Origin of the sequence: Hanstruepera neustonica (assembly GCF_002895005.1) — a bacterium.
In the GTDB taxonomy this organism is placed as follows: domain Bacteria; phylum Bacteroidota; class Bacteroidia; order Flavobacteriales; family Flavobacteriaceae; genus Hanstruepera; species Hanstruepera neustonica.
Window position 1 is genome coordinate 554,449 of sequence record NZ_POWF01000001.1, and the last position, 25,764, is coordinate 580,212.

The window sequence follows — 25,764 nt, forward strand, 5'->3', positions numbered from 1 at the left end:
TTTTATGTTATAAAGTTAAGTGATTGATGATAATTACCGTTTGATTGTATTTGTTTAAGTTATCAAGATAGTCCAGTTCAATATCCTTTGCAGTCTCAATACTTTGAATGTATTGAAAGAAATCAATTTCCCCTTCCTTAAAGGTTCTGGAGGCCGTTTTTATGATTTCTTCTGAAAGTGTTTTGCCTTGGGTTTCATAATAGATAATAGATTCTTCATGTTCTTTAAGTTTGGCTAACAGAACCTGATACTCTTTTTGAATAGTAGTTTTGTAGTCTTCTTCTTGAGAACTTATAATCTCCTCGGCAATTTTTGAAGTTTTTATTCTGGATGCATTTCCAGAAAAGAACAGTGGAATTTTTAATCCAAGTTGATAGCCTTGAATATTATCGTTCAAGCCGCTATTGGTCCCGACAAAATATTCTGCTGAAATATCAGGCAGCAATTGCTGTTTTTCTTTTTGTTTTAAGGCTTGATAGTAAATTTTAGATTCTTCATAAAAACCTAAACCTGGATTATTCTCTAATGAAAAACTCTGTAATTCAACTTTGTCCAAAGGTTGATCAACTATTTGAAGCGTATCTACCTGAACAACCTGTTTTAGGTTTTCTGTGGCAGATAATACATCATGTTGTGCCTTTTTATAACTTGTTTGAATTTGTTTAGCCTTTGATTGGGCTGTAATCATTTCCAGATAATTGGTTTCACCTAATTCAAAACGGCGTTTGGCATTTTTTGAGAAAGTACTATACAAGCTGTCCAGGTATTTATAAGTTTGAGCCTTGTTTTTAACGTATTGCAGTTGGTAGTAATTGGCATAAATACGCTCTTTTAATTTTTGAAGTGCCATATTATGCTGTGACTGTTGCACATTATAGGCCGCTTGATTCACTTTCTTATCAGCAAAGTACAGAGTTGGAAATTTGAAATCTTGCGAGATACCAAATACATTCAATGGTTTATTATTGACAGCTAAATTGTTTTCGTCATAGCTGTAAAAAATATTGGTTTTATCAAAATCAAAAGCACTTCCAATCCGTGCTTGGGCTTCATCAACTTTCAGTAATGAGGCTTCAATGCCTTTGTTGTTTTCGATAGCTAAACCAATGGTTTCTTCAACAGTAAGTGGATTTTGTTGTGAAAATCCACTGAATGCAATTAATAGTGCAATTATTGTGGGTATATTTTTTTTCTTCATTTTAATGGATTTTTTCTCTTCCAACCAAGCATATAAAACGGGTAATACCACTAGCGTTAATATGGTGGCAGTAACTAAACCACCTATCACCACAGTGGCAAGCGGGCGTTGCACTTCAGCACCAGCATTGGTAGAAACAGCCATGGGTAAAAACCCTAGAGCCGCTGCAGAAGCTGTTAATAACACGGGTCTTAAACGTTCCGTGGCACCTTGCTTGATGAGTTGTTCAATGCTTTCAAAACCATTATGTTTGAGTTCTTTGAAATGCTCAATGAGTACAATACCATTTAAAACGGCAATACCAAACAAAGCAATGAATCCAACACCAGCCGAAATGCTAAAGGGTAAATCACGAATCCAAAGTAAAAGTACTCCACCAACTGCTGCTAAAGGAATCGCTGAATAAACCATAAGCGCGTCTTTTACCGAGTTAAAAGCAAAGTATAATAAAACAAAAATGAGTACCAATGCCACAGGAACGGCAACCATTAGTCGGTTTTTGGCACTTTGTAAATTTTCAAATTGTCCACCATAGGTTATGCTATAACCAACAGGGAGTTGAATTTTATCATTGATTAAAGCCTGAACATCATTAACAACGGACTGTAAATCCCGATTTCTTACGTTAATACCAATAACTATGCGGCGTTTGGTGTCGTCTCGAGAAATTTGTGCTGGCCCTGTTGAATAGGAAATATCGGCCAATTCGTTTAAGGGTATTTTACCGCCGTTTGGCAAATCTACATACAGGTTTTGCAAGTCTGATAGCTTTTGCCTGTGATCACTATCTAATCTGATGGCTAAATCGAAACGCTTTTCACCTTCAAAAATGCTACCTATCACATCGCCTGCAAATCCCATAGAAATGATTTGGTTTAAATCGGCTATGTTAAGACCATAACGGGCAATTTTGTTTCTGTTAAAGGTTACACTCATTTGAGGTAGTCCTTCTACTTTCTCTACAATTATATCTGAAGCACCATCAACATTGGCAATAACCATTTTTATTTCTTCGGCTTTACTGGCCAAAACTGATAAATCCTCTCCAAAGATTTTAATGGCTACATCTGCACGCACACCTGTAATGAGCTCATTGAAGCGCATTTCAATGGGCTGGGTAAATTCAACCTCCATTCCAGGAATTACTGTAAGAGCTTCTTTAAATTTTTCAGCTAATTCATCTTTGCTTTCAGAAGAAACCCATTCGTCTTTGGGTTTGAGTTTAATAATGACATCACTTTGTTCCATGGACATTGGGTCAGTTGGTACTTCAGCGGCACCAATTCTACTGACAACTTGATCGACTTCAGGAAAATTGTTCAATAAAATGGATTCGATTTTTGTGGTTATCTCAATGGTTTTTCCCAATGATGTGCCCGTTTTTAAAACAGGCTGAATAACAAAGTCGCCTTCGTCCAATGTGGGTACAAATTCGCCACCCATTCGATTAAAAATGCCAATACTTAAAACTAGTAATACCAATGAAGCGCCTATGACTAATTTTTTATGGTTTAAGCTCCAATGTAAAGATGGCTGATACCAATTATTTATGGTATTCATTAGCCTTGCAGACAAGTTTCTTTTACTAGTCTTACTGGGCTTTAAGAATAATGATGAGACAACTGGAACGTAGGTTAAACAAAATAACATGGCACCAATTAAAGCAAAGCTGAAAGTCATAGCCATGGGTTTAAACATTTTCCCTTCAATACCACTTAATGACAAAATAGGGATAAAGACAATAAGAATAATGAGTTGACCGAAAATGGCAGAATTCATCATTTTTGAGGCACTTTTTAAGGTAATGCCATCAACCGTTTCTTTTGATAAGTTTTTTAGTTTGGCACTTTGGGCGGTAATTTGAAACGCTATAAACTCCACAATTATAACAGCACCATCAATAATAATCCCAAAGTCAATAGCGCCTAAACTCATCAGGTTGGCATCAACACCAAAGAGATTCATTAAAGAAATGGCAAACAATAAACTTAATGGAATAACTGATGCCACAATGAGTCCTGAACGCCAATTGCCCAAGAGTAACACGACTACAAAAATGACGATTAAGGAGCCTAAAATTAAATTTTCAGAAACAGTAAATGTGGTCTTATTAATAAGTTCACTACGCTCCAAAAAGCCATTAATATAAACCCCTTTTGGCAATGTTTGCTGTATTTCGGCTACACGGTCTTTTACGGCATCAATAATTTTTTTGGAGTTACCGCCTTTAAGCATCATGATTTGCCCTAATACTTTTTCGCCTTCACCATTTCCGGTAATGGCACCAAAACGGGTGGCATGACCAAAGCCTACTTTGGCAACATCTTTTATGTAAATAGGAACGCCATCATTCTTTACAACAATGTTTTCAATATCCTTTAAAGAAGCAACCAATCCTTCGCCACGTATAAAATAGGCTTTGTCGGTTTTTTCAATATAGCCGCCACCGGCAACACTGTTGTTTTTTTCTAAAGCCAGATAGATATCGCCAATGGAGATATTCATGGCTGTTAGCTTCAATGGATTAATAGCGACTTCATATTGCTTTAAAAAGCCACCCCAAGTATTCACTTCAACCACTCCTGGAATGCCAGATAGTTGGCGTTTCACGATCCAATCTTGAATGGTGCGTAAATCGGTTATGGAGTAGTCATCTTTATATGCTGGTTTAACATCCAGAATGTATTGATAAATTTCACCCAAGCCAGTAGTAATCGGTCCCATTTCAGGCGAACCAAAACCTTCAGGTATTTTTTCGGAAGCCGATTTTATTTTTTCAGCAATTAGCTGTCGTGGTAAATAGGTGCCCAAATCATCATCAAAGACGATGGTAACCACAGAAAGACCAAATTTTGAAACTGATCGAATTTCCTGTACGCCGGGTAAATTGGCCATTTCCAATTCTACCGGATAGGTAATAAATTGTTCCACATCTTGCGTTGCCAAGTTGCGAGATGTGGTGATAACCTGCACCTGATTATTGGTAATATCTGGTACAGCGCCAATTGAAATTCTGGTTAAGGAGAAAAATCCAAAACCTATTATAAAGACTATAAATAAGAGAATAATAAGCTTATTCTTTAAACTAAATTTTATGATGTTTTCTAACATAATTCATTTGAATGTAGTGATTGCCAATCAAGGATTGCCTTAATCGAAAAATAAAAGTTGGTAAATGAATTAAGCGAACTTGGGTGGTTGAAAAACAGATGGTTTTTCAAATAAAGAAACAGATTCTTTATAAAAGAAGTTAAAAGGAATTTCTAAAAAGGGTTCATAAAATAAGGGGTAATCTATGGTGTTCAGTGTGAAAACCACATTAGCATGAACGCAGGCTTTATGATGATCCTTAAACGGCAGCTTTTCATGATCTGAATGATCGGCTTTTGGATGATAAGTACTATCGCCATAATGCTCGGCAAGAAACTCAAAAAAGGAATCACCATACTGTTCTTGGTGATATTGGGCGTGTTCTAAAAGTATGTTAAAACGGGAAACATCCTCAAAGCTAAAATTAAAACTTTGAAAAAGTATTAGAAATGAAAATGTTATGCTAAACAACTTGCCCATTGATACAAAGCTACAAAAAAATATATGGTAATGTGTAACTTGGGTTACAAGAGACTATAAATAGGTTATTAAATTCGAAAAGTCTTTATATCATGAATAAATGCATTAGCTAATTGAAAAGTTTGGTTGGCTCATTCTAATTAATAATAGTTTAATTTATTTTAGATATTTGAACTGATAATTTTGGTTGAATATGAAATACTATTTTCTTCTTTTCTTTTGGCTCTTCATGGGTCCTGCCTATTCTCAACAAAATTTAGATACTATTTATGGTAATCCTAAATCGGTTAGAGAGAAAGTAGAGTTTTTAAATGAGAAAAAACAAAATTATAAGTTTATGCAAAATGACGGGGATTATGGTCATGCAACAATTTTCACACCTAAAGGGATAAAAAGTAGATTCCATTTATACTGGTATAATTATCACTGGGTTTTTTATGTTAACTATTTTAAGGAGTTCCTAGAGAATGGTCTGCCCAAAAATGAGAGATGGTATAATAAAGATGGTAGTTTAGAAAGGGAATTCAAATATACTTATGATAAGAAAAACAATTTAATTGAAGAAAAAGAAGTTTATTTTGAAGGTGTTTTCTTTGAAACAAGACTTCATTATAATCACTTAAATAAACTTATTGCTAGTAGTTATTATTCCAGTGATGAACCTAATGAATTTAGCCATTGGTACTATATTCGAGATAAAAGAAATAATATTATTGAAACTAGAACGGTCGATATAGAGGGTGAAGATTATACTATTGTAAATGAATTGAACCAAGAAGGAAAAGTAGTCAGAGTTATAAGAAAGTATATCCCAAATTGGCGAAAAATTGAAGTACTCCAAAAAGATTTGACATATAAAAGAAGTGTTTTACATGAATATGATTATGATGAAAAAGGGAATAAAATACTAGAATTGAATTACAATGAGGAAGCAGCTAGAGTTTATTCCAAGAAAATTTTTAAATATGACAGTTTAAACAATTTGATAGAGACTACAGCGTTTTTCAGACCAAGTGACACAACTAAATATAGAACTACTAAATATGTTTATAATAAAGACGGGCTAAATACATTTAAGGAAGAATTATCATCAGAAGAAGAATCAGAATATGAGTCTCAACGAATTTTTTATAATGAAGATGGTTTGATAATCAAGAATATTCTTAATGAAAAAAGCCTAAAAACAGTACTAACTTTCAAATACCAATTCGATAAAAAAGGAAACTGGACCGAAATAACAAAAATTGTAAATGGAGAACCCTTATATGTATGGACAAGGGATATAAAATATTATTAAAAATAAGCCTTTAACTGCACATTTCCCGTATGAATCACTTTACTGGTTTCAGATTTTCTACCGTAATAGGTCAGGTTTAAATCTAAATAGCGGGTAATTTTTTTCTGTGCCAACACACTCCAGGTATAGTTTTTGCCAGGTTGCAATCCTTCCATCATTTGGTAAGCTACGGCTGTATTGGCACTACCCGAAAAATCATTGGTAAAATAATTAAATTCTCCACTAATAGCGGACTTTTGAAAATTGGCAAAAGTAAACGAAGCACCGTATTTCTGCTGCTTCAGGGTTTCAAAATTACTGATGGTATTCTCTTTTGAAGCATACTGAAAAAACACATCAAAACGGGTGTTGTCGTTTAAGAGGTAGGACAATTTAGGATTAAAGTTGGTTTCGTCAATATCAAAATTCTTGCTGGCGTAATTTTCACTAATGCTAATGTTGTTGTTAAAATTGGATTCCAAATTCAGTAACCAACTCGTGGCAAATTTATGTGTAAATAACAGCTTATGGCTTTTCAACTTACTTTCAATAAAACCAAATGACAAGGTGTTTTTGGTTGCATTATTTAAATAGGTATAAGAGGTTGTGTACCGTTGTTTACCACGATTAAAAAATAGCACACTCCTAAAGTTTTGCTGTAATGCCAATTGATTAGCTTGGTCACCACTAAAGGGATTCAGGTTAAAAGTATTGCCTTGTCGCTTTTCCTTTCGGTCAATTAAGAATGAAGTCTGACTATGAAAATGAGCCAATACTTTTAAAAAGCCATTATCAGAATTAGCCCATTGTTGTGGATTTAAAGTCAGTAATTGACTAAATCGGTTTTGATGGGTTTTGATAAAAACTTGGTTTGGTAATAATACACGAATATAGTCGGCTTCATCTTGAAATTGCGCTATTTCAAATTCTTCCAATTCCTGAATGCCATTGTTATTATAGTCTATCCATGTATAAATTCCTGTGCCAGATTCCACTTCAACATAGGTAAAATCCTGTTGTGGTAAAGTACCTGAATTGGTTTCAAAGATGGTATTCCAATAAATAAACTGGTCCCAAAAACGTTGGCCATAAATTAAGCGGGAGTTTAATGATTGTTCATTCTCTTTATTCGGGTCAACATCTTTCAATACGCGATAATTAGCATAGATGGATAAATTGGTTTTGGCGTTTTGAATAATTCGTGAATCCAAATAAATGGTGTTGGATGTGTTTACTTTTTGAAGCGTGTTATTTCTAATACTATCATTTGTTCGGTATTTGTAACCGACTTCAGTAAAAATTTTAGTGCTATCACCAATACCGGCAAATATTTCATAGGATTGGAATCGCTGACTTAAAGGCGTGTAAGTATTGGTCGCTCTTTCTTTTTGTTCATTATCCTCCAAACCAATTCGCGTTCCAGCCCAAGCCTTGTTAAAGCTGTATGTTATCTGATTATACGAGCGTAAAAAGGTTGACGTAGAGGTGCTCGCAGTTGCGGATAAAAAGCTGGAGTTAGAATTAATTTGCCATTTGTTCAAGTTGAAATTAACACCAATTAAATGTCGATTACCATTAAAATTATCGGTATAGTTGAGGTGTTCAAATTGGTAATTGGCCATTCCTTTTTTATGATGAAATAAGCTTAAACCAGATTTAAAAATCAACTGATTTCCAAAATTGGTAATATTCTGTGAGCCCGTTTCTAACCCTAAATTCCAATCCCGATTGAATTCGGCATTGTAGATACGTTGAATGGTTCTGAAATTTTCATTGATATAATCGGTATCGATATTAGCAGATACATTCCAAAGACTGTCATTTTTTACTATGGCCTGATTCACTTTCAGCTTGGCTGCATAGCCATCGTTGTCGTCATCATTGATACTTGAAAACAAGTTCAAATCGTTCTTGCTTCCTGCCAATTCAAAACCAATGTTTGTTTTGTTGGTTGGAGTGTAAAATCCATTTACAATGGCCAATTGAAGTTTGGTTGGTGCTATGAGTTGAATGATTGGTTCGTAATTTCCTTGCGGGATTCCCGCTATGGGCTCTACATATTCATAAATGGTTGAAATGGCGTCAATAGAGCTCACCACATAATTTCCCTGATTGTCACCGACCAATGAAAACGTCACACTAAAAAGCGTGTCATCTGGATTGTTAGAAAACACAAAGACTTCAACGCCGTTAATAATTTCTTTTTTGTATAAAATACGATTTTCATTGTAAGCTTCAGGCATGCTGGAAGGCGCGACCATTTGACTTTTGTCATCGCCAGCTTCTGCTAGAATTTGAACTTGCTCTTCTGATAGATTTTGCTGTAGCGGATTATTTTTAGAGTCATTTTCACTGTAGATGCTCACACCCAATTTGAGCTTGTCACTCGTATAATGACCACCTCCAAAAACTACCAAACGAGAGTAATTGCGCTCACTGAATTGATAATCAACAGTAATACGCATTTCGGATGTAATTGGGAAAGTTGGATTGAAAATAATTTCACCTGCATTGTAGTCTATAATGTAATCTTTGTTTTCACCGCGTTCCAATGCTATGCCATTGACGTAGACGGTTTCACTTCCAGACACGATAAGAACATATAGTTCTTCATTAGGGCCTCGTAACTTATAAGGGCCTTGATTGCCTTCTTGAGCAATAAATTGACTGGTGGTAAATTGACCGCGAACCAAGGCGCCAGCAGCAAATAAATTGGTTGTAGATTCTGAATGATTTAATCGCGCATTGATTGATAGTCCTTGGACCCGCTTACTAAAATTTCCAAAATAAGAATTGTTATTTTCCAAGTCCACATCACCAGCACGAATTTTCCAATTATCACTAAAGAGTTCTATAAATACTTGATCAAATTCATCCAGTCGTTGCGAATAGCCACTTTCTTGAAGCGGGATATTGGCATCTTGAATAGAGGCACGTAAGGATACTTTGTCGCTTAACTTACCAGTGACTTGTAAATCGAGTTCGCTGTTCAATACAGAATTCTGGTTGTTGCCAATCACAATGCCACGTGAAATACTTCCGGTAGTTGTTAAGCCATCAAATGGCGTAAAATTTGATTTTTCGCTGGGTTGAGATAATTTATATAATCTCTGCTGATTCGTTGTATTGGCAAGTATGACGTCATCTTCCAATTGCCTGTAAGTTTTGGTTAAAAAATCAGGATAACTTAAATAATTGATAATAATAGAGTCCGTTGGAAGTGGTTTTGTTAGCGTCAAAGTGGCTTTAGCAAAATCAATTTCATAAAACGAGGTATCAACAAATGAGCTGTCTTTGGTTTTAATTGAAAAAAAACTGGAATTGATACTCACGGAGTCAATGACAATAGTATCGGAAACCGCAACTTTTTTGCTTTTATAATTAGAGTTTTGATCTTGTGCTAAAGCACAAAAACCAATAAGAAACAGTAAAAGCGTTGCAGTTAATTTCATTTGATACTTAAACTACTTTATGACCAAAATATTTTGTTAATAGTTTTTGTTAAAAGCACTTTAAATTAATAGTGTAAAAGTAACGCATTATTTATTTTAGCTGAAATTCTAAATGACTTAAGATGAAAATCATTTCTTATAATGTTAACGGTATTCGTGCAGCTTTAAATAAAGGATTTATTGATTGGTTAAAAAATGCCAATCCTGATGTTGTTTGTTTACAGGAAATAAAAGCATTAAAAGAACAATTAGACTTAAGTATTTTTGAAGAAGCTGGTTATCAATATCAATATTGGTTTAGCGCCCAAAAAAAAGGATATAGCGGTGTTGCCATTTTAAGTAAAATTGAACCCAATCATGTCGAATATGGTACAGGCATTGAGTCTATGGATTTAGAAGGGCGGAATCTGCGAGTGGATTTTGATGGTGTTTCAGTAATGAGCCTGTATTTGCCTTCAGGAACCAATGATGCCAGATTGGACCACAAATTGGAATATATGGATATGTTTCAGAACTACATTAACGACTTAAAACAAGATATTCCAAATTTGATTATTTGTGGAGATTATAATATTTGTCATGAAGAAATTGATATTCATAATCCTAAAATGAAAGGTGTTTCGGGGTTCCTTCCAGTTGAACGTGAATGGATTGGAAATTTCATAAGGAGCGGCTTTATTGATGGATTTAGATACCTGCATCCTGACAAGCAGCAATACAGTTGGTGGAGTTATCGTGCAAACGCTAGAGCTAATAACAAAGGATGGCGATTAGATTATACCATGGTAGCAAAACCTTTACAAGAAAAAATTCAAAGAGCCGTTATACTCTCGGAGGCAGTGCATAGTGATCACTGTCCGGTGTTATTGGAAATAAGTAATTAACAGATTAATAGCAAAATAGATGAAGAAGTTTTTTTTAAGTACACTTGTAATTGTTCTTATTACATCATGTGTATCACCAAAAGTTTATAAAGATTTAGAAAGTAAATACAATACATTAAAAGATCAAAACAGAGAACTTTCTGCTGAAAATGATGCGCTTTTAAACGCAAAAAATAAAGCTTTAAATGAATTGGAAAGTTTACAAAAGGATTATGATGATGCCATTGCACAGCGTGACAAACTCCAAAGAGATTATCAGGCTACGAAGACTAATCTAGATAATCTAAAGGCTTCCTATGATGCTCTTGAGAAAAACAGTTCGGCTTCAATTGCTGAAAATGCTCAAAAAAACCGTGAGTTATTAGCACAACTTGAAGCAAAAGAGCAAGCACTTGCTACCGAGAATGCCCGTTTGGAAAAATTGAAAAAAGAATTAGAAGAACGCTCAAATAGGGTAGCAGAATTGGAGAGTGTTATTTCTGCAAAGGATGCAGATATGAAACGACTAAAAGATGCCATTTCTAGTGCTTTAACTGATTTTGAGGGCAAAGGTTTAACCGTAGAACAACGTGGTGGTAAGGTCTATGTGTCTATGGAAAACAAGTTGCTATTTGAATCGGGTAGTTGGGCAGTTGGGTCCACTGGTAGACAGGCTGTCAAACAATTAGGGTCCGTGTTAGCGGACAATCCTGAAATTGCTATTTTAATTGAAGGTCATACGGATAATGTTCCCTACAAAGGTAATGGCCAATTAAGTGGTAATTGGGATTTATCTACAAAAAGAGCCACGGCTATCGTTAATATTTTAAGAGAAAACCCATCCATAAACCCTGAAAACTTAACCGCTGCCGGAAGAGGTGAATATGCACCAGTGGCATCCAATGAAACATCTGAAGGTAAGGCTAAAAATAGACGTATTGAGGTCATTTTAACACCAAAATTGGATGAAATCACCAAACTATTGAATGATATGTAGACTTTGCCTAAAGCAGCACTTTTAAATTTTTATGGAATACACCAAGTTACCACACACCGATATAGAAGTTAGTAAAATTTGTCTAGGAACTATGACATGGGGAAACCAAAACACCGAGTCAGAAGGTCATGAACAAATGGATTATGCACTTTCACAAGGCGTCAATTTTTTTGATACGGCAGAATTATACCCTGTGCCAGCAACAGCAGAAACATATTCCAGAACTGAAAAAATAATTGGTAATTGGTTTCAGAAAACAGGCAATCGGGATAAGGTAGTTTTGGCAACAAAAATAGCTGGTCCTGGAGATTATACGGCACATATTCGCACCAATGGGTTTAGTCCTTCCGCTCTTAAAGATGCCGTTAATAATAGTTTAAAGCGTTTAAAAACCGATTATATTGATCTCTACCAATTACATTGGCCTGAAAGACAAACCAATACTTTTGGTGTTCGAGACTATAAGCATAACCCAAATGATAAGTGGGAAGATAATTTTAATGAAATTTTACATACCCTTGATGAAATCATAAAGGCAGGTAAAATCAGGCATATAGGCCTTTCTAACGAAAAAGCTTGGGGAACCATGCGGTATTTGGAGGAGTCAAAAATTAATCAGTTACCTCGTATGAAAACCATTCAAAACGCCTACTCTTTATTAAATCGTGTTTTTGAAGGCGATATGGCTGAAATTTCTATCAGAGAACAAATCGGATTGTTGGCCTATTCTCCAATGGCGTTTGGAGTTTTGTCTGGAAAGTATGTCACGGGTACTGCTGCTGACAATGCACGTCTAAAGTTGTTTCCGAGATTTTCACGTTACAGTAGTGAGCAGTCAACAAAAGCCACTAAAAAATATATGGAATTAGCTGCTGAAAATAATATGTCTCTTGCTCAAATGGCATTGGCTTTTGTAACGCAACAACCTTTTGTGACTAGTAATATTATTGGCGCTACAAACATGAGTCAACTCAAGGAAAATATTGATAGTATCCATGTAAATCTCACCGAGAAAATATTAGAATCTATTGATGAAATACATAAAATGATTCCTAATCCTGCACCTTAATTAGAGGAAAACACCATAAAATCCGACAAACAGTATTACCAACTTTTGGTCCCGCCAATTCAACGAATAAAAAAGTAGTTTGTCATATAGTTGCTATGTAAACAATCATTTTCATTAATTTTAGGGTCCTGTATTTTACGGTCCCAGTGAAATATTGTTAGCCTACTGCATTATTAGTCATTAAACCTAACATTAATAACGATGAAAAAACTTACTTTTTCCATCTTATTTGCGCTTATTTCATTTAGTGGATTTTCTCAAATAGGATTAACTGAAAATTTCGATGGCGGATTGACACTACCAACTGGTTGGACGTCTGATGCCGGAGATTATTTTGGAGCTGTAGTTCAAGTTTGTCAAGGATTCTCGCAACGGGTGAACCTCTTTGACGCTAATACTGAAGCCCACCTCACCTCGCCTAATATTGTAGGCTCTTCAAATGGTAGCGATCTTACCATTACATTTGATTATAAAATAGTCGATTGGTCTGCTGCCGTTGATGCTACGCCACCGGGTTGGGGTGAATTACGAGTTCAATATTCAACAAATAATGGTGGTGTTTGGAACACCATTGAAACAATTAATGATGATAACCATATTACATCCAGTGATTGCTTCAACTTTAGTACAGTTGTACCTGCAGCAAGTTTGCCAGCGGGTTCAGATTTTAAATTACGTTTCGATGCGTCTTGGTTAGAAGGTACTTATTACATATATATTGATAATGTGACAGCAACACAAGTTGTTGTAGACCCTCCTTCATGTGTTAATTTAATTACGCCTGCCAATGGAGCAAATGGGGTAGGAATCAATACTAATTTAGAGTGGAGTGCCGCTACGGGAATTCCAACTGGATATACGTTGTCTGTTGGTACCGCTCCTGGAGGAACGGATGTAGTGGACAATGAAGATGTTGGATTGTCTACATCTTATACTTTTGGTGCACCCTTGGAATACTCAACGACATATTATGTTTCTGTTTTAGGTTATAATGCCAACGGTCCAGCGGAAGAATGTGAAGAGTTCACATTTACAACAGGAGCCGATCCAAATGCACCAGTCGATTGTGCAGCTGGAACACCAATAAATACAGTCTACTGCTATGGTAATAATGAAACCCAAACTTGGAACTTCCAAAGTTCCGATGGAGGGCCTCTAAATGTATTTTTCAATGCAGGACAAATGGAAGGATGTTGTGATGAAGTTACTATCTATGACGGTACTGACAATACAGGAACTGTATTGTACGATGATAATAACGGTGGTGATATGACAGGTGTTTCTGTTAACTCAACCACTGGTTTTATTTTTATAGAGATTGATAGTGATGGTTCTGTAAGTTGTGAAGCAAATGGTTATGTACCTCTGAATTTTGATGTGTCTTGTATTGATACAACTGCAGTTCCTAATTGTAATTCAGTATTGACAACACCAGCTAATGGAGCTGTTGATGTAGACAATAATACAGATATTACATGGAGTGCAGCTTCTGTTATCGTAACTGGATATACGATTTCTATAGGAACTACTCCTGGCGGAACAGATGTTTTGGACAATTTTGATAATGGTCCTGCTACAACTTATGACCCAGGAACATTGGCATACGAAACTACTTATTATGTAACTATTGTTCCATACAACGATAATGGTCCTGCTATTAATTGCAACGAGCAAAGCTTTACCATTATGGACGATCCAAATCAAATTTTAGATTGTACAAATGGAGAAACTATAAATACAACATATTGCTATAGCAATAATGACAATATGGTATTTAACTATGCCAGTAATGATGGTTCACCACTTTCTGTGGTTTTCAATTCAGGTTACATTGAAGCAGGTTGGGATGACTTAATCGTGACAGATTCTGATGGAACCATTTTATTTCAAGGTGACAATGGCGGGAATTTAGCGGGATTAGTATTTGTTTCTTCAGGTAATTCAATTGCAGTTGCTGTTGATTCAGATGGTGTTGTAAGTTGTGAAAGTACAGGTAATGCACAATGGGACTTCACTGTTTCGTGTGTTGATACATCTGCACTTCCAAACTGTAATGCGTCGTTAACAGGTGCCGTAGCTAATGGATCAGGAGATGTTGATGAAAATGAAGATTTAACATGGAGTCCTGCAACTGTATTCGTTACGGGATATGTTATCAATATGGGAACTACTCCAGGTGGAACAGATGTATTAGATGGTGTTGATGTAGGTAACGTTTTAACCTATGACCCTGGTACATTAGAATTTGAAACGACCTATTATGTAACCATTATTCCTTATAATGAAAATGGTAGTGCTGAAGATTGTACTGAAGAGAGCTTTACTGTAGAAAATGATCCAAATCAAATTGTGGATTGTGCTTCAGGAGAAGTTGTCAATACAACATTCTGTTATGAAAACAACAGTGGTGGCGCTGGAGCTAATGTTTGGGTAGATGTTTTTAGTTTCCAAAGTTCAGATGGCTCACCGTTAGCAATTTCATTCAACTCTGGAAATATGGAGAACGGATTTGATACAATCCGTATTACCGATTCAGATGGTAGTATAATTTTTGAAGGACAAGGTGAACTTTCAGGCTTGTCATTCTTTACAACAGGAGATTCTTTAACAGTATGGTACGAGTCTGATGGTTCTGTAAGTTGTTCATCAGGAAGTAGACCTGAATGGAATTTTGACGTAGCTTGTTTTGACCCAACAGCAGTTCCTAATTGTAACGCTACAGTCACAGCACCAGCTGATGGAGCTATAGATGTAGACATTGATGCTGACCTAACTTGGAGTCCAGCCTCTATAGTCGTAACAGGATATATCATTAATATGGGTACAACACCAGGAGGAACAGATGTTTTAGATGGAGTTGATGTTGGAGATGTTTTAACATATGACCCTGGTACTTTAGAAAATGCAACAGAGTATTATGTTACCGTAATACCTTATAACGATAATGGACAGGCTGATACTGATTGTATTGAGTCAACGTTTAGAACGGTATGTATTCCACAAGTCGTAACTTTTAATGCAGTGGGTGATTGTGAAACAGATCCAGATAACCCTGAGTTTGTTTTAGAAGTTAATGTTGAGGATTTAAGTGGAGCGGCTTCAATTATTATTACAGATGATCAAGGAAGTCCTTCTCAAACTGCAAGTTCTACTGGAGTTATTACCATGGGGCCTTATGCAGCCAATACAGTGGTAACTATCACAACTATAAAGTCTGATGATGATACGTGTGATGTTGTAAGTAGTCCAATTACTTTCATTTGTCCTCCGCCACCAAACCCATGTTCTATTGTGTATGCTGGTGAGGATGCTGCGGTGGATTGTGATGAAAACACATCTACTGATTTGACAGCTGTTTATCACTTATTTGGCCAAGACACCAATAATTACACCATTAATGAATTAAGTGCTTGTCCGTTGCCAACAACAGTTGGAGGAACACCAACAAGTTTAGATATTGATGATAGATGGTCAGAAGTTATTGATTTAGGTTTTGAATTCTGTTTCTTTGGTGAAATCTATGATGAAATTCTTATTGGATCTAATGGTGTATTAAGTTTTGAATTGGAAAATGCTGGTGGTTTCAATAACTGGAATATTGATCCGGGTGATACTCTTCCTAATAATGACAATACAAGTTTAACGCAAGCCAATATCTTTGGTGTAGCTCATGATATAGATCCTTCTGTATCAGGTGAAATTAATTATCTAGTAATTGGATCAGCTCCTTATAGAATGTTTGTGGTGAATTATGTTGATGTCGCTCATTTCAGCGGCGCTTGTAATCAAACATTATTCTCTAGTTCACAAATTATATTATATGAGTCTTCAAATAACATTGATATCAATGTGTTTGAAAAACCAATTTGTGCTTCATGGAATGATGGAAATGCTGTAATAGGTGTTCAAAATATCGACGACACTGTAGCCTTTACTCCGGCTGGAAGAAATACAGGCGTTTGGGAAGTAACTCCAGATGCACCAGAATCTTACAGATTTGCACCTTACGAGGATACGCCAAGTTTTGTATTCGAGTGGTTCGATGGAACTACTTCATTAGGTAATTCAGAGACGATTACTGTATCGCCAACTGAAACTACAACCTATACAGCCACGGTGACTTATGATTTGTGTACTGGTGGAACAGCTACTGTTGTAGATGAAGTAACCGTTACAGTGAGTGGATCAGGTGGTGAAGCTTCATTTACAATGGAGCCATCATGTAATGGCGCTACTGCCACTATCACAGGTGATGAAGGTGGAATCTTTAGCTTTGATCCAGAACCAACTGATGATGCTGAAATAAATGCAGATACAGGTGAAATTACAAATGGTACGCCTGGAGAAACTTATACCGTTGTGTATACAATTTCCGGGGAATGTGGGTCAACAGCAACAGAATCTGTTACCTTGTTACCAGCTGAAGATGCTTCATTTGAGTTAACTGCAACTTGTGATGGCGCAACAGCTACTGTAACTGGAGATACAGGTGGGACTTTCACATTTAATCCAGAACCGGGAGATGATGCTCAAATTAATGCTGAAACTGGGGAGGTAACTAATGGTACTGCTGGATCAATATATACTGTTGAATATACAACAGCTGGTGATTGTGCTTCAAGCAGCACACAAGATGTAACAGTATTAGATTCTGAAGATGCTTCTTTCACTTTGGAAGCAACCTGTGATGGTGCTACGGCAACAATTACGGGAGATGCTGGAGGTACATTTGCATTTAATCCAGAACCAGGAGATGATGCACAAATCGATCCTAGTTCAGGTGATATAACCAATGCTACTCCAGGGGCAACTTATACTGTTGAGTATACTACAAGTGGCGATTGCCCTGCAACTAGTTCTGAATCTGTAACAATTTTACCACCTGAAGACGCTTCATTTACATTAGAAGCAACCTGTGATGGTGCTACAGCAACAATTACAGGTGATGCAGGTGGAACATTTGCATTCAATCCAGAACCAGGTGATGGTGCAGAAGTTGATCCTAATGGAAATATTATTGGTGGAACACCAGGAGCAACTTATACTATTGAATACACAACATCAGGACCATGTCCAGCAACTAGTATGCAATCTGTAACAGTATTATCAGCTGAAGATGCGTCGTTTACTTTAGAGGCAACATGTGATGGTGCTACGGCAACAATAACAGGAGATTTAGGTGGAACATTTGCATTCAATCCTGAGCCAGGTGATGGTGCGGTAATTGATTCTAATGGTAATATTTCTGGTGGAACGCCAGGAGCTACTTATACTGTTGAATACACCACATCAGGACCATGTCCAGCAAATAGTACACAATCTGTAACAGTATTACCTGCCGAAGATGCTTCGTTTACATTAGAGGCAACTTGTGATGGGGCTACGGCAACAATAACAGGAGATGTAGGTGGAACATTTGCATTCAATCCAGAACCAGGTGATGGTGCTGAGATTGGTTCAGATGGAACAATTAGCAATGGTACACCGGGTGCAACTTATACGGTTGAATATACCACTTCTGGACCATGTCCAGCAAGTAGCATGCAATCTGTAACGGTATTACCAGCTGAAGATGCATCATTTACGTTGGATTCAACTTGTAATGAAGCTACCGCTACTGTGACCGGAGATGCGGGAGGAACATTTGCATTTAACCCAGAACCAGGTGATGGTGCACAAATTGATTCAGAAACAGGAGCCATCACTAATGGAACTCTAGGAAATACATATACGGTTGAGTACACAACTTCTGGACCATGTCCGGCTAGTTCAACTCAAACAATTACACTTGAAGATAACAATCCTCCAGTAGCTATTGCGCAGGATATTACTGTTCAGTTAGACGAAACGGGTAATGTTTCAATTTCAGTTGAAGATATCAATAATGGGTCATCAGATGATTGTGGTATTGAGACTATGACTATTGACATAGACTCTTTCACCTGTGAAAATGTTGGAGACAATACCGTAACATTGACGGTTACTGACGTTGGAGGAAATGTTTCAACGGCAACAGCAACTGTTACAGTGGAAGATAATGTCATGCCAGATGTGGTGTGTAACAATATTACTGTTTCATTAGATTCTACAGGAAACTATATGTTGTCTTCTGAAGATATCGATGCTATTGGAGCTGGAAGTAGTGATGCTTGTGGAATAGAATCCATGACTGTTTCACCTCAAGCTTTTACGTGTGATGAGATCGGTGATAATTTAGTGACCCTAACTGTCATTGATGTTAATGGAAATGAGAATTCTTGTGAGGCAACAGTAACTGTTGAAGGTATAGTTCCTGAAGTTACTGTTACTGAGGAGCCATTATCGGTATTCTGTCAAGGAGTTATTTTAACAGCTGAAAGCAATGTTGAGGTTACCTATGAATGGACAACTGGTGAAGACACTCAAAGTATTACTGTTGTTGACAATGGTGTTTACGGTGTAACGGTTACTTCTGAAACAGGTTGTACTACGTATGTTGAGTATGAAGTTACTAGTATCATTGAAGGAACACCGTTATCAGAATATGCTATTTATGCAACCAATGAAGTATTTCTTCATGGAAACAATTCAGTACAGTCTGGAGGAGTTGGAGTTGGTAGTAGTTCGGGTGAAATAAAATTACACCAAGATAGTCATATTGCAGAATTTGGACAGGCAACTACATTTACATTAAATCAGGGTAGTACTATTGGAGAAGAGATTAATGAATCAGCCAACCCAATTATACCTGGATTTGTATACAACACATTATCTACTAACAGTAGTGAATCTGTTACCATTGGTAATGGTGATACTCAAGTATTAGATGGTGAAGTTTACGATGAGGTTTGGGTTAGAAACGGAGCAACTGTAGTTTTCTCTCAATCAAATGTTTTTGTGAATAGAATTAAAACAAGTGAAGGTGCGATTATTGAGTTCAGTGGTTGTGCAAATGTTTATATAAACGACAGATTTATGCTAGCCCAAAGCGGAACAATCAATTCAAATGGAAATAATGTCACGTTCTATGTAGATAACAATGTTGATATAGAAAAAGGGTCTCATGTAAATGCTGTGATTTTTGCTACTAGACAAATCCTTGCCAAAGGTTCGAATGTTAATAGCAATAATCCTGATCCAACTTATATGACAGGATTGTTTATTGCAGAAAAAGTACATGGCCTTAACAATGTCATTTGGAATGCAGCTGATATTTGTGATCCATGTCCTGTTTACGAAGACTTATCTCCACAATATAGAGAGAGTCAGTTTGATGTTGTGGCATGGCCAAACCCATCAAACACAACATTTGATATGAGGTTAAGATCACAAGATGTAAACAATGATGCCGTAGTTTATGTGTATGATATGAGTAACAAATTAGTTCATACAGCAACATTTGGGCCAGATGAAAAGTATACTTTTGGTTCAGAATTAGAAGGAGGAGTTTACATTGTGAAAGTAAAACAAGCCAAAAACTCTAAAGTTATCCGATTGATCAAATATTAAAAAAAGGATAATTGATAAAAAAAGGTCTGATTTAAATCAGACCTTTTTTTGTTTTCACGCAATTCATTTTAACGAGGAAAAATTACCGTTAATCTATTAAAAATTTGTTTGAATTTTCGTTACAGAAATTTTCATAATTTTAGGGATTAAATTTTTTATAATTTAATTAATAACCGTTGTTTTTGTTCATTTCGATGTGACCATAAACATAGCGATTTACAACAATTTACTAACCTTGATTAATAGCAATGAAGAACATTACCTTATCAATTTTATTTGGATTTATATCTCTTTGTGGGTTTTCTCAAATAGGATTAACAGAAAATTTCGATGGTGGATTAGTCTTACCAGCTGGATGGACATCGGATCCTGGAGATTATTTTGGAACAGTTATAGAAGTCTGCCAAGGATTTTCGCAGCGAGTAAACCTGTTTGATTCCAATACTACTGCGCATTTAACATCACCTAACATAGTGGGGTCTTCTAATGGAAGCGATTTGACCATTAGTTTTGACTATAAAATAGTCGATTGGTCTCAAGCAGTTGATGCCACACCTCCAGGTTGGGGCGAGATGCTAGTTCAATATTCTACCAATGATGGTGGGGTTTGGAATACTGTAGAAACAATTAATGATGGTAATCATATTACTTCAAATGAATGTGCAAATGTAACAGCCACAGTTCCAGCTGCTAATTTGCCAGTAGGTTCTGATTTTAAATTGCGTATTGAAGGTAATTGGACTGCTGGAACCTTCTACATTTATTTAGATAATATTACTGCAACTCAAGTAGTTGTCGATCCACCTTCGTGTGTGAACTTAATAACACCTGCCAATGGTGCTAATGGTGTTGGAATCAATACCAATTTGGAATGGAGTGTTGCCACTGGAATTCCTACAGGATATGTGCTTTCAGTAGGTACCATACCTGGAGGAACAGATATTGTTGACAATGAGGATGTTGGTTTGTCAACGTCTTATACGTTTGGGTCGCCATTAGAATACGCAACTACATATTATGTAACCGTGTCTCCTTATAATGCTAACGGCCCAGCCCAGGGTTGTACAGAATTTACTTTTATGACAGGAGCCGATCCTAATGCACCAGTCGATTGTGCTGCTGGAACACCAATTAATACAGTCTACTGTTATGGTAACAACGAAAGTCAAACCTGGAATTTTCAAAGTTCTGATGGTGGTCCAATGAACGTATTTTTCAATGCGGGTCAAATGGAGGGCTGCTGTGACCAAGTTACAATTTATGATGGTACTGATAATACTGGTACAGTTTTGTATGATGGTAACAATGGAGGTGATATGACAGGTGTTTCTGTTAATTCAACCACAGGATTTATTTTTATTGAAATTGATAGTGATGGTTCAGTAAGCTGTCAGGCAAATGGTTATGTACCATTGAATTTTGATGTGTCTTGTATTGATTTAACTGCGGTTCCTAATTGTAATTCTGTCTTAATCACACCTCCAAATGGAGCGGTTGATGTAAATGAAAATACAGATATCACATGGAGTGCAGCGTCTGTTATTGTAACGGGATATACGATTTCCATTGGTACTACTCCTGGCGGAACAGATATTTTAGACAATTTTGATAATGGCCCTGCAACAACTTACGATCCTGGAACTTTAGATTATGAAACTACTTATTATGTAACCATTGTCCCATATAATGACAATGGTCCTGCTATAAATTGTAATGAGCAGAGTTTTATTACCAGAGATGATCCTAATCAAATATTAGATTGTGCCAACGGAGATGTAGTTAACACGACATATTGCTATGGACAAAATGATACTATGGTATTTAATTATGCTAGTAATGATGGATCACAGCTTTCGGTGGTTTTCAATTCAGGATGGATTGAAGCTGGTTGGGATGAATTAATTGTAACCGACTCAGATGGTACTGTTATATTCCAAGGAGACAATGGAGGAGATTTAACGGGGCTTTCATTTTTATCTTCAGGAGACTCCATAGCTGTTGCTGTCGATTCAGATGGTTCTGTGAGTTGTGGTAGCACCGGTAATGCACAATGGGATTTTACCGTTTCATGTTTTGATGCTACTGCTGTTCCAAATTGTAATGCTTCGCTTACGGGAGAAGTAGCCAACGGAACGGTTGATGTTAATGAAAATGAAGATTTAACTTGGAGTGCTGCTTCAGTACTTGTTACAGGTTATATTATTAATATGGGAACGACTCCAGGAGGCACCGATGTTTTGGATGGTGTTGATGTTGGTAATGTTTTGACCTATGATCCAGGAGTATTAGAATTTTCAACAACATACTACGTAACTATCATTCCTTATAACGATAATGGTAATGCTGTTGGTTGTACTGAAGAAAGTTTTACTATTAGGGATGATCCAAATCAAATAGTAGATTGCTCTATTGGTCAAGTAATCAATACAACTTATTGCTACGCTGCCAATGACACCATGGAATTTAATTTTGCTAGTAGTGATGGTTCTCAATTAGTAGTGTTTTTTAATGCTGGTTGGATAGAAGCTGGTTGGGATGAGCTTATTGTTACAGATTCTGATGGAACAATTATTTTTCAAGGAGATAATGGAGGTGATTTGACAGGATTGATTTTTATTTCTTCAGGTGATTCAATTACTATCGGAGTAGATTCAGACGGAGTGATTAGTTGTGCGGGATCAGCTAATGCTCCTTGGGATTTTGATGTTACCTGTTTTGATGCAACAGCGGTACCAAATTGTGATGCAACTATTGTAACACCAGCTAATTTAGCCATAGATGTCCCAATTGATACGGATATCACCTGGACAGCAGCGTCTATTTTTGTAACGGGTTATACTATATCAATAGGTACAACACCTGGAGGAACAGATGTTGTTGACAATTTAGATATTGGAAATGTTTTGACGTATGATCCAGGTATTTTGACAAATGCGACTAACTATTATGTCACGATTATACCATATAATGATAATGGACCGGCAGATACTGGTTGTACCGAATCAACTTTTAAAACCATATGTATTCCACAAGTTGTAACATTTAATGCGGTAGGAGATTGTGAAACAGATCCAGATAACCCTGATTTCGTTATTGAGGTCAATATTACCGATTTAAGTGGGTCGGCTTCAATTATTGTATCAGATGATCAAGGAAGTGCTGCTCAAACCGCCAACTCTGTTGGAATTGTGACCATGGGTCCATATGCTGCAAATACAGTAGTTACTATTACGACTATTAAATCAGATGATGACACATGTGATGTGATAAGTAGCCCAATTACATTTATTTGTCCACCACCACCAAATCCATGTTCAATTATATATGCAGGTGAAGATGAGACAATTGGTTGTGAAGAATCAACAGACATATCTGCTGCCTACCATTTGTTCGGTCAAGATACTAATACATATATAATTAATGGATTGGATTCATGCCCATTACCTACAACGGTGGGTGGAACACCAACAAGTCTAGATATTGATGACCGTTGGTCTGAAGTACTTGATATTGGATTTGAATTTTGCTTCTTTGGAGAAACCTATACTCAAATATTAGTTGGGTCTAATGGTGTCTTAAGCTTTGAATTGGAGAATGCCGATACAGGTAATGGTTGGGCAATGGCTGCAGGTGATTTATTACCTAATAATACCAATCCAACTTTAGCAGAAGGTAATATTTTTGGAGTTGGCCATGACATTGACCCAAGTGTTTGTGGAGACATCAATTATTTAGTAATTGGATCGGCACCTTATAGAATGTTTGTGGTTAATTATACGAATGTTTGTCATTTCAGCTGCAACGAATTACAGTCAAGTAGTCAAATCATTTTATATGAATCCTCAAATAATATTGATGTTAATGTATTTGATAAACCAACTTGTAATGGTTGGAATGGTGGAAGAGCTGTAATTGGGGTTCAAAATATAGCAGGAACAGTTGCATTTACACCTCCTGGAAGAAATACAGGTGTTTGGACTGCAACTGATGAGTCTTGGCGATTTGCACCATCAGAAGGAACGCCAAATTACACATTTGAGTGGTTTGAGGGTACAACATCTTTAGGGAATTCGGAAACAATTTCTGTAGCTCCAACTGTTACAACTACCTATACGGCAACAGTTACGTATGAATTGTGTACAGGTGGAACAGCAACATTAACTGATGATGTTACTGTAAATGTTAATGGGTCTAATGAAGATGCCTCTTTTGATGTTGAAGCTACTTGTGATGGAGCTATAGCTACTATTACAGGTGATTTGGGAGGGACATTTAACGTAATGCCGGCTGCTACTATAGACACCTCAACAGGAACTGTTACCGATGCTATTCCAGGAGAAACATATACAATTGAATATACAACAAGTGGAAATTGCCCTCAAGTTTCAAGTCAGACTTTTACGGTACTCCCAGAAGAAGATGCTTCATTTACATTGACACCTGCTTGTGGTGGAGCTATTGCTGATATTTTAGGAGATTTAGGAGGAACATTTTCATTTAATGAGACACCAAATGATGGTGCAGAAATAGATTCTGTAACTGGAGAGATAACAGGAGGTAGTCTTTCAGCTACTACTTATTCCGTTGCCTACACTACTTCTGGTGATTGCCCTATGACAAGTATTGAGACAATTTTATCAGAGTCGTGCCTTAATGTTATTCCCCAAGTAATCACGCCAAATGATGATGGCTATAACGATTCTTTTGATTTAAGTGGATATAATGTTAGTAGTCTTGAGGTATTCAACAGAAATGGTGTAAAAGTTTTCAGTAAAACAAATGGTTATACCAATGAATTTAATGGTGTTGCTGATAATGGAGATGAGTTGCCTGTTGGTACTTACTTCTATGTCATGAAATATCAAGGCGGTAAAGAACGAACTTCATGGGTTTATATTAATAAGTAAAACAACACAACCAAGATTAAATGATGAAAAAACTATATATAATTTTAGTATTTGTATTGTCTGTGTCCTTTTTACAGGCGCAACAAGACCCTCAGTATACACAGTATATGTATAATATGAATGTTGTTAACCCAGCTTATGCAGGTTCGTTTGAAGGTATTGCTGTTGGAGCTCTTTATAGAAGTCAATGGGTAGGTTTAGAAGGTGCCCCAAATACAGGGACTTTGGCTATCCATTCTCCTGTTGGAAGAAGAGTGGGACTTGGATTCTCTTTTATTAATGATGAAATTGGTCCTGTAAGGGAAAATAATGCCTATGCGGATTTCTCTTATACATTGCCACTAGGAAATGAAAATAAGCTTGCTTTGGGTGTTAAAGCGGGTGCTACATTCCATAAAATTGGCTTGATAGGACTGGCTGTAATTGATGCAAATGACCCGTTTTTGCAAGAAAATGTAGATGCTGTTACACCAAATGTTGGAGCAGGTGTTTACTTCTACAGGCCAGATAAGTACTATATCTCCTTATCTATGCCAAATATGCTTAATTCGGTTCATTTAGATGCTACAAATGGCACAAAAGTCGGTTCTGAAACGCAGCATTTATTTGCAGCAGCTGGATATGTGTTTAGCTTGTCTGATAACTTTGCCTTAAAGCCTCATGGATTGCTAAAAGTTGCCTTTGATGCACCTGTTAGTTTCGACTTAAATGCCAATTTGTTCATGTATAATATTGTTGAAGTGGGTGTTGGTTATCGATTGGAAGATTCATTCAGTGGTATGATTAACTTTATGGTTGCTCCTAATTTAAGAATAGGGTATGCTTATGATAGTATTAGGTCAGATTTAAACATAGCGACTAGTTCATCACATGAGATATTTATAAACTTTGATTTCAGTTTTACGAAAAAGGTATCTCGTTCACCTCGTTATTTCTAATCACTT

Annotated in this window: 10 protein-coding genes; 7 read left to right on the top strand and 3 right to left on the bottom strand. The window is 36.5% G+C overall.

Annotated features, from left to right (window positions below):
* Positions 1–7 precede the first annotated feature (7 nt).
* Both C1T31_RS02480 and C1T31_RS02485 read right to left on the bottom strand, forming a co-directional pair.
* The gene (locus C1T31_RS02480) at positions 8–4,309 is read right to left on the bottom strand and encodes a CusA/CzcA family heavy metal efflux RND transporter (RefSeq protein ID WP_103050872.1); all 4,302 of its coding nucleotides are present in this window, start codon (positions 4,307–4,309) and stop codon (positions 8–10) included.
* Between the two features lie 69 nt (positions 4,310–4,378).
* Positions 4,379–4,768 (bottom strand): hypothetical protein, encoded by a 390-nt coding sequence (locus tag C1T31_RS02485; RefSeq protein ID WP_103050873.1) that lies wholly within the window; start codon positions 4,766–4,768, stop codon positions 4,379–4,381.
* A 193-nt stretch (positions 4,769–4,961) separates the two neighbouring features.
* Between C1T31_RS02485 and C1T31_RS02490 the strand changes: the two genes are divergently transcribed.
* A complete protein-coding gene (locus C1T31_RS02490; protein ID WP_123912617.1) occupies positions 4,962–6,065 on the top strand; it encodes a hypothetical protein in 1,104 nt (367 codons plus the stop codon).
* On the opposite strand, the gene C1T31_RS02495 is transcribed toward C1T31_RS02490, so the two are convergent.
* Positions 6,062–9,496 carry a hypothetical protein gene (locus C1T31_RS02495; RefSeq protein ID WP_103050875.1) on the bottom strand — a complete coding sequence of 1,145 codons (3,435 nt, stop codon included), beginning with the start codon at positions 9,494–9,496 and terminating at the stop codon, positions 6,062–6,064. The two genes, C1T31_RS02490 and C1T31_RS02495, sit on opposite strands and share 4 nt — an antisense overlap.
* A gap of 122 nt (positions 9,497–9,618) precedes the next feature.
* Between C1T31_RS02495 and C1T31_RS02500 the strand changes: the two genes are divergently transcribed.
* The 6 genes from C1T31_RS02500 (at position 9,619) to C1T31_RS02525 (ending at position 25,758) form a co-directional block, all read left to right on the top strand.
* Positions 9,619–10,380, top strand: a complete 762-nt coding sequence (locus tag C1T31_RS02500; RefSeq protein ID WP_103050876.1) for an exodeoxyribonuclease III — start codon at positions 9,619–9,621, stop codon at positions 10,378–10,380.
* 19 nt (positions 10,381–10,399) lie between these two features.
* Positions 10,400–11,356, top strand: a complete 957-nt coding sequence (locus C1T31_RS02505) for an OmpA family protein (RefSeq protein WP_103050877.1) — start codon at positions 10,400–10,402, stop codon at positions 11,354–11,356.
* 31 nt (positions 11,357–11,387) lie between these two features.
* On the top strand, positions 11,388–12,425 hold the full coding sequence (locus C1T31_RS02510; RefSeq protein ID WP_103050878.1) for an NADP(H)-dependent aldo-keto reductase: 1,038 nt from the start codon (positions 11,388–11,390) through the stop codon (positions 12,423–12,425).
* Between the two features lie 201 nt (positions 12,426–12,626).
* Complete coding sequence (locus C1T31_RS02515) at positions 12,627–19,913, top strand: T9SS type A sorting domain-containing protein (protein WP_103050879.1); 7,287 nt, start codon at positions 12,627–12,629, stop codon at positions 19,911–19,913.
* A gap of 248 nt (positions 19,914–20,161) precedes the next feature.
* Complete coding sequence (locus C1T31_RS02520; RefSeq protein WP_103050880.1) at positions 20,162–24,820, top strand: gliding motility-associated C-terminal domain-containing protein; 4,659 nt, start codon at positions 20,162–20,164, stop codon at positions 24,818–24,820.
* Between the two features lie 23 nt (positions 24,821–24,843).
* Positions 24,844–25,758 (top strand): PorP/SprF family type IX secretion system membrane protein, encoded by a 915-nt coding sequence (locus C1T31_RS02525; protein WP_103051298.1) that lies wholly within the window; start codon positions 24,844–24,846, stop codon positions 25,756–25,758.
* Positions 25,759–25,764: the final 6 nt, after the last annotated feature.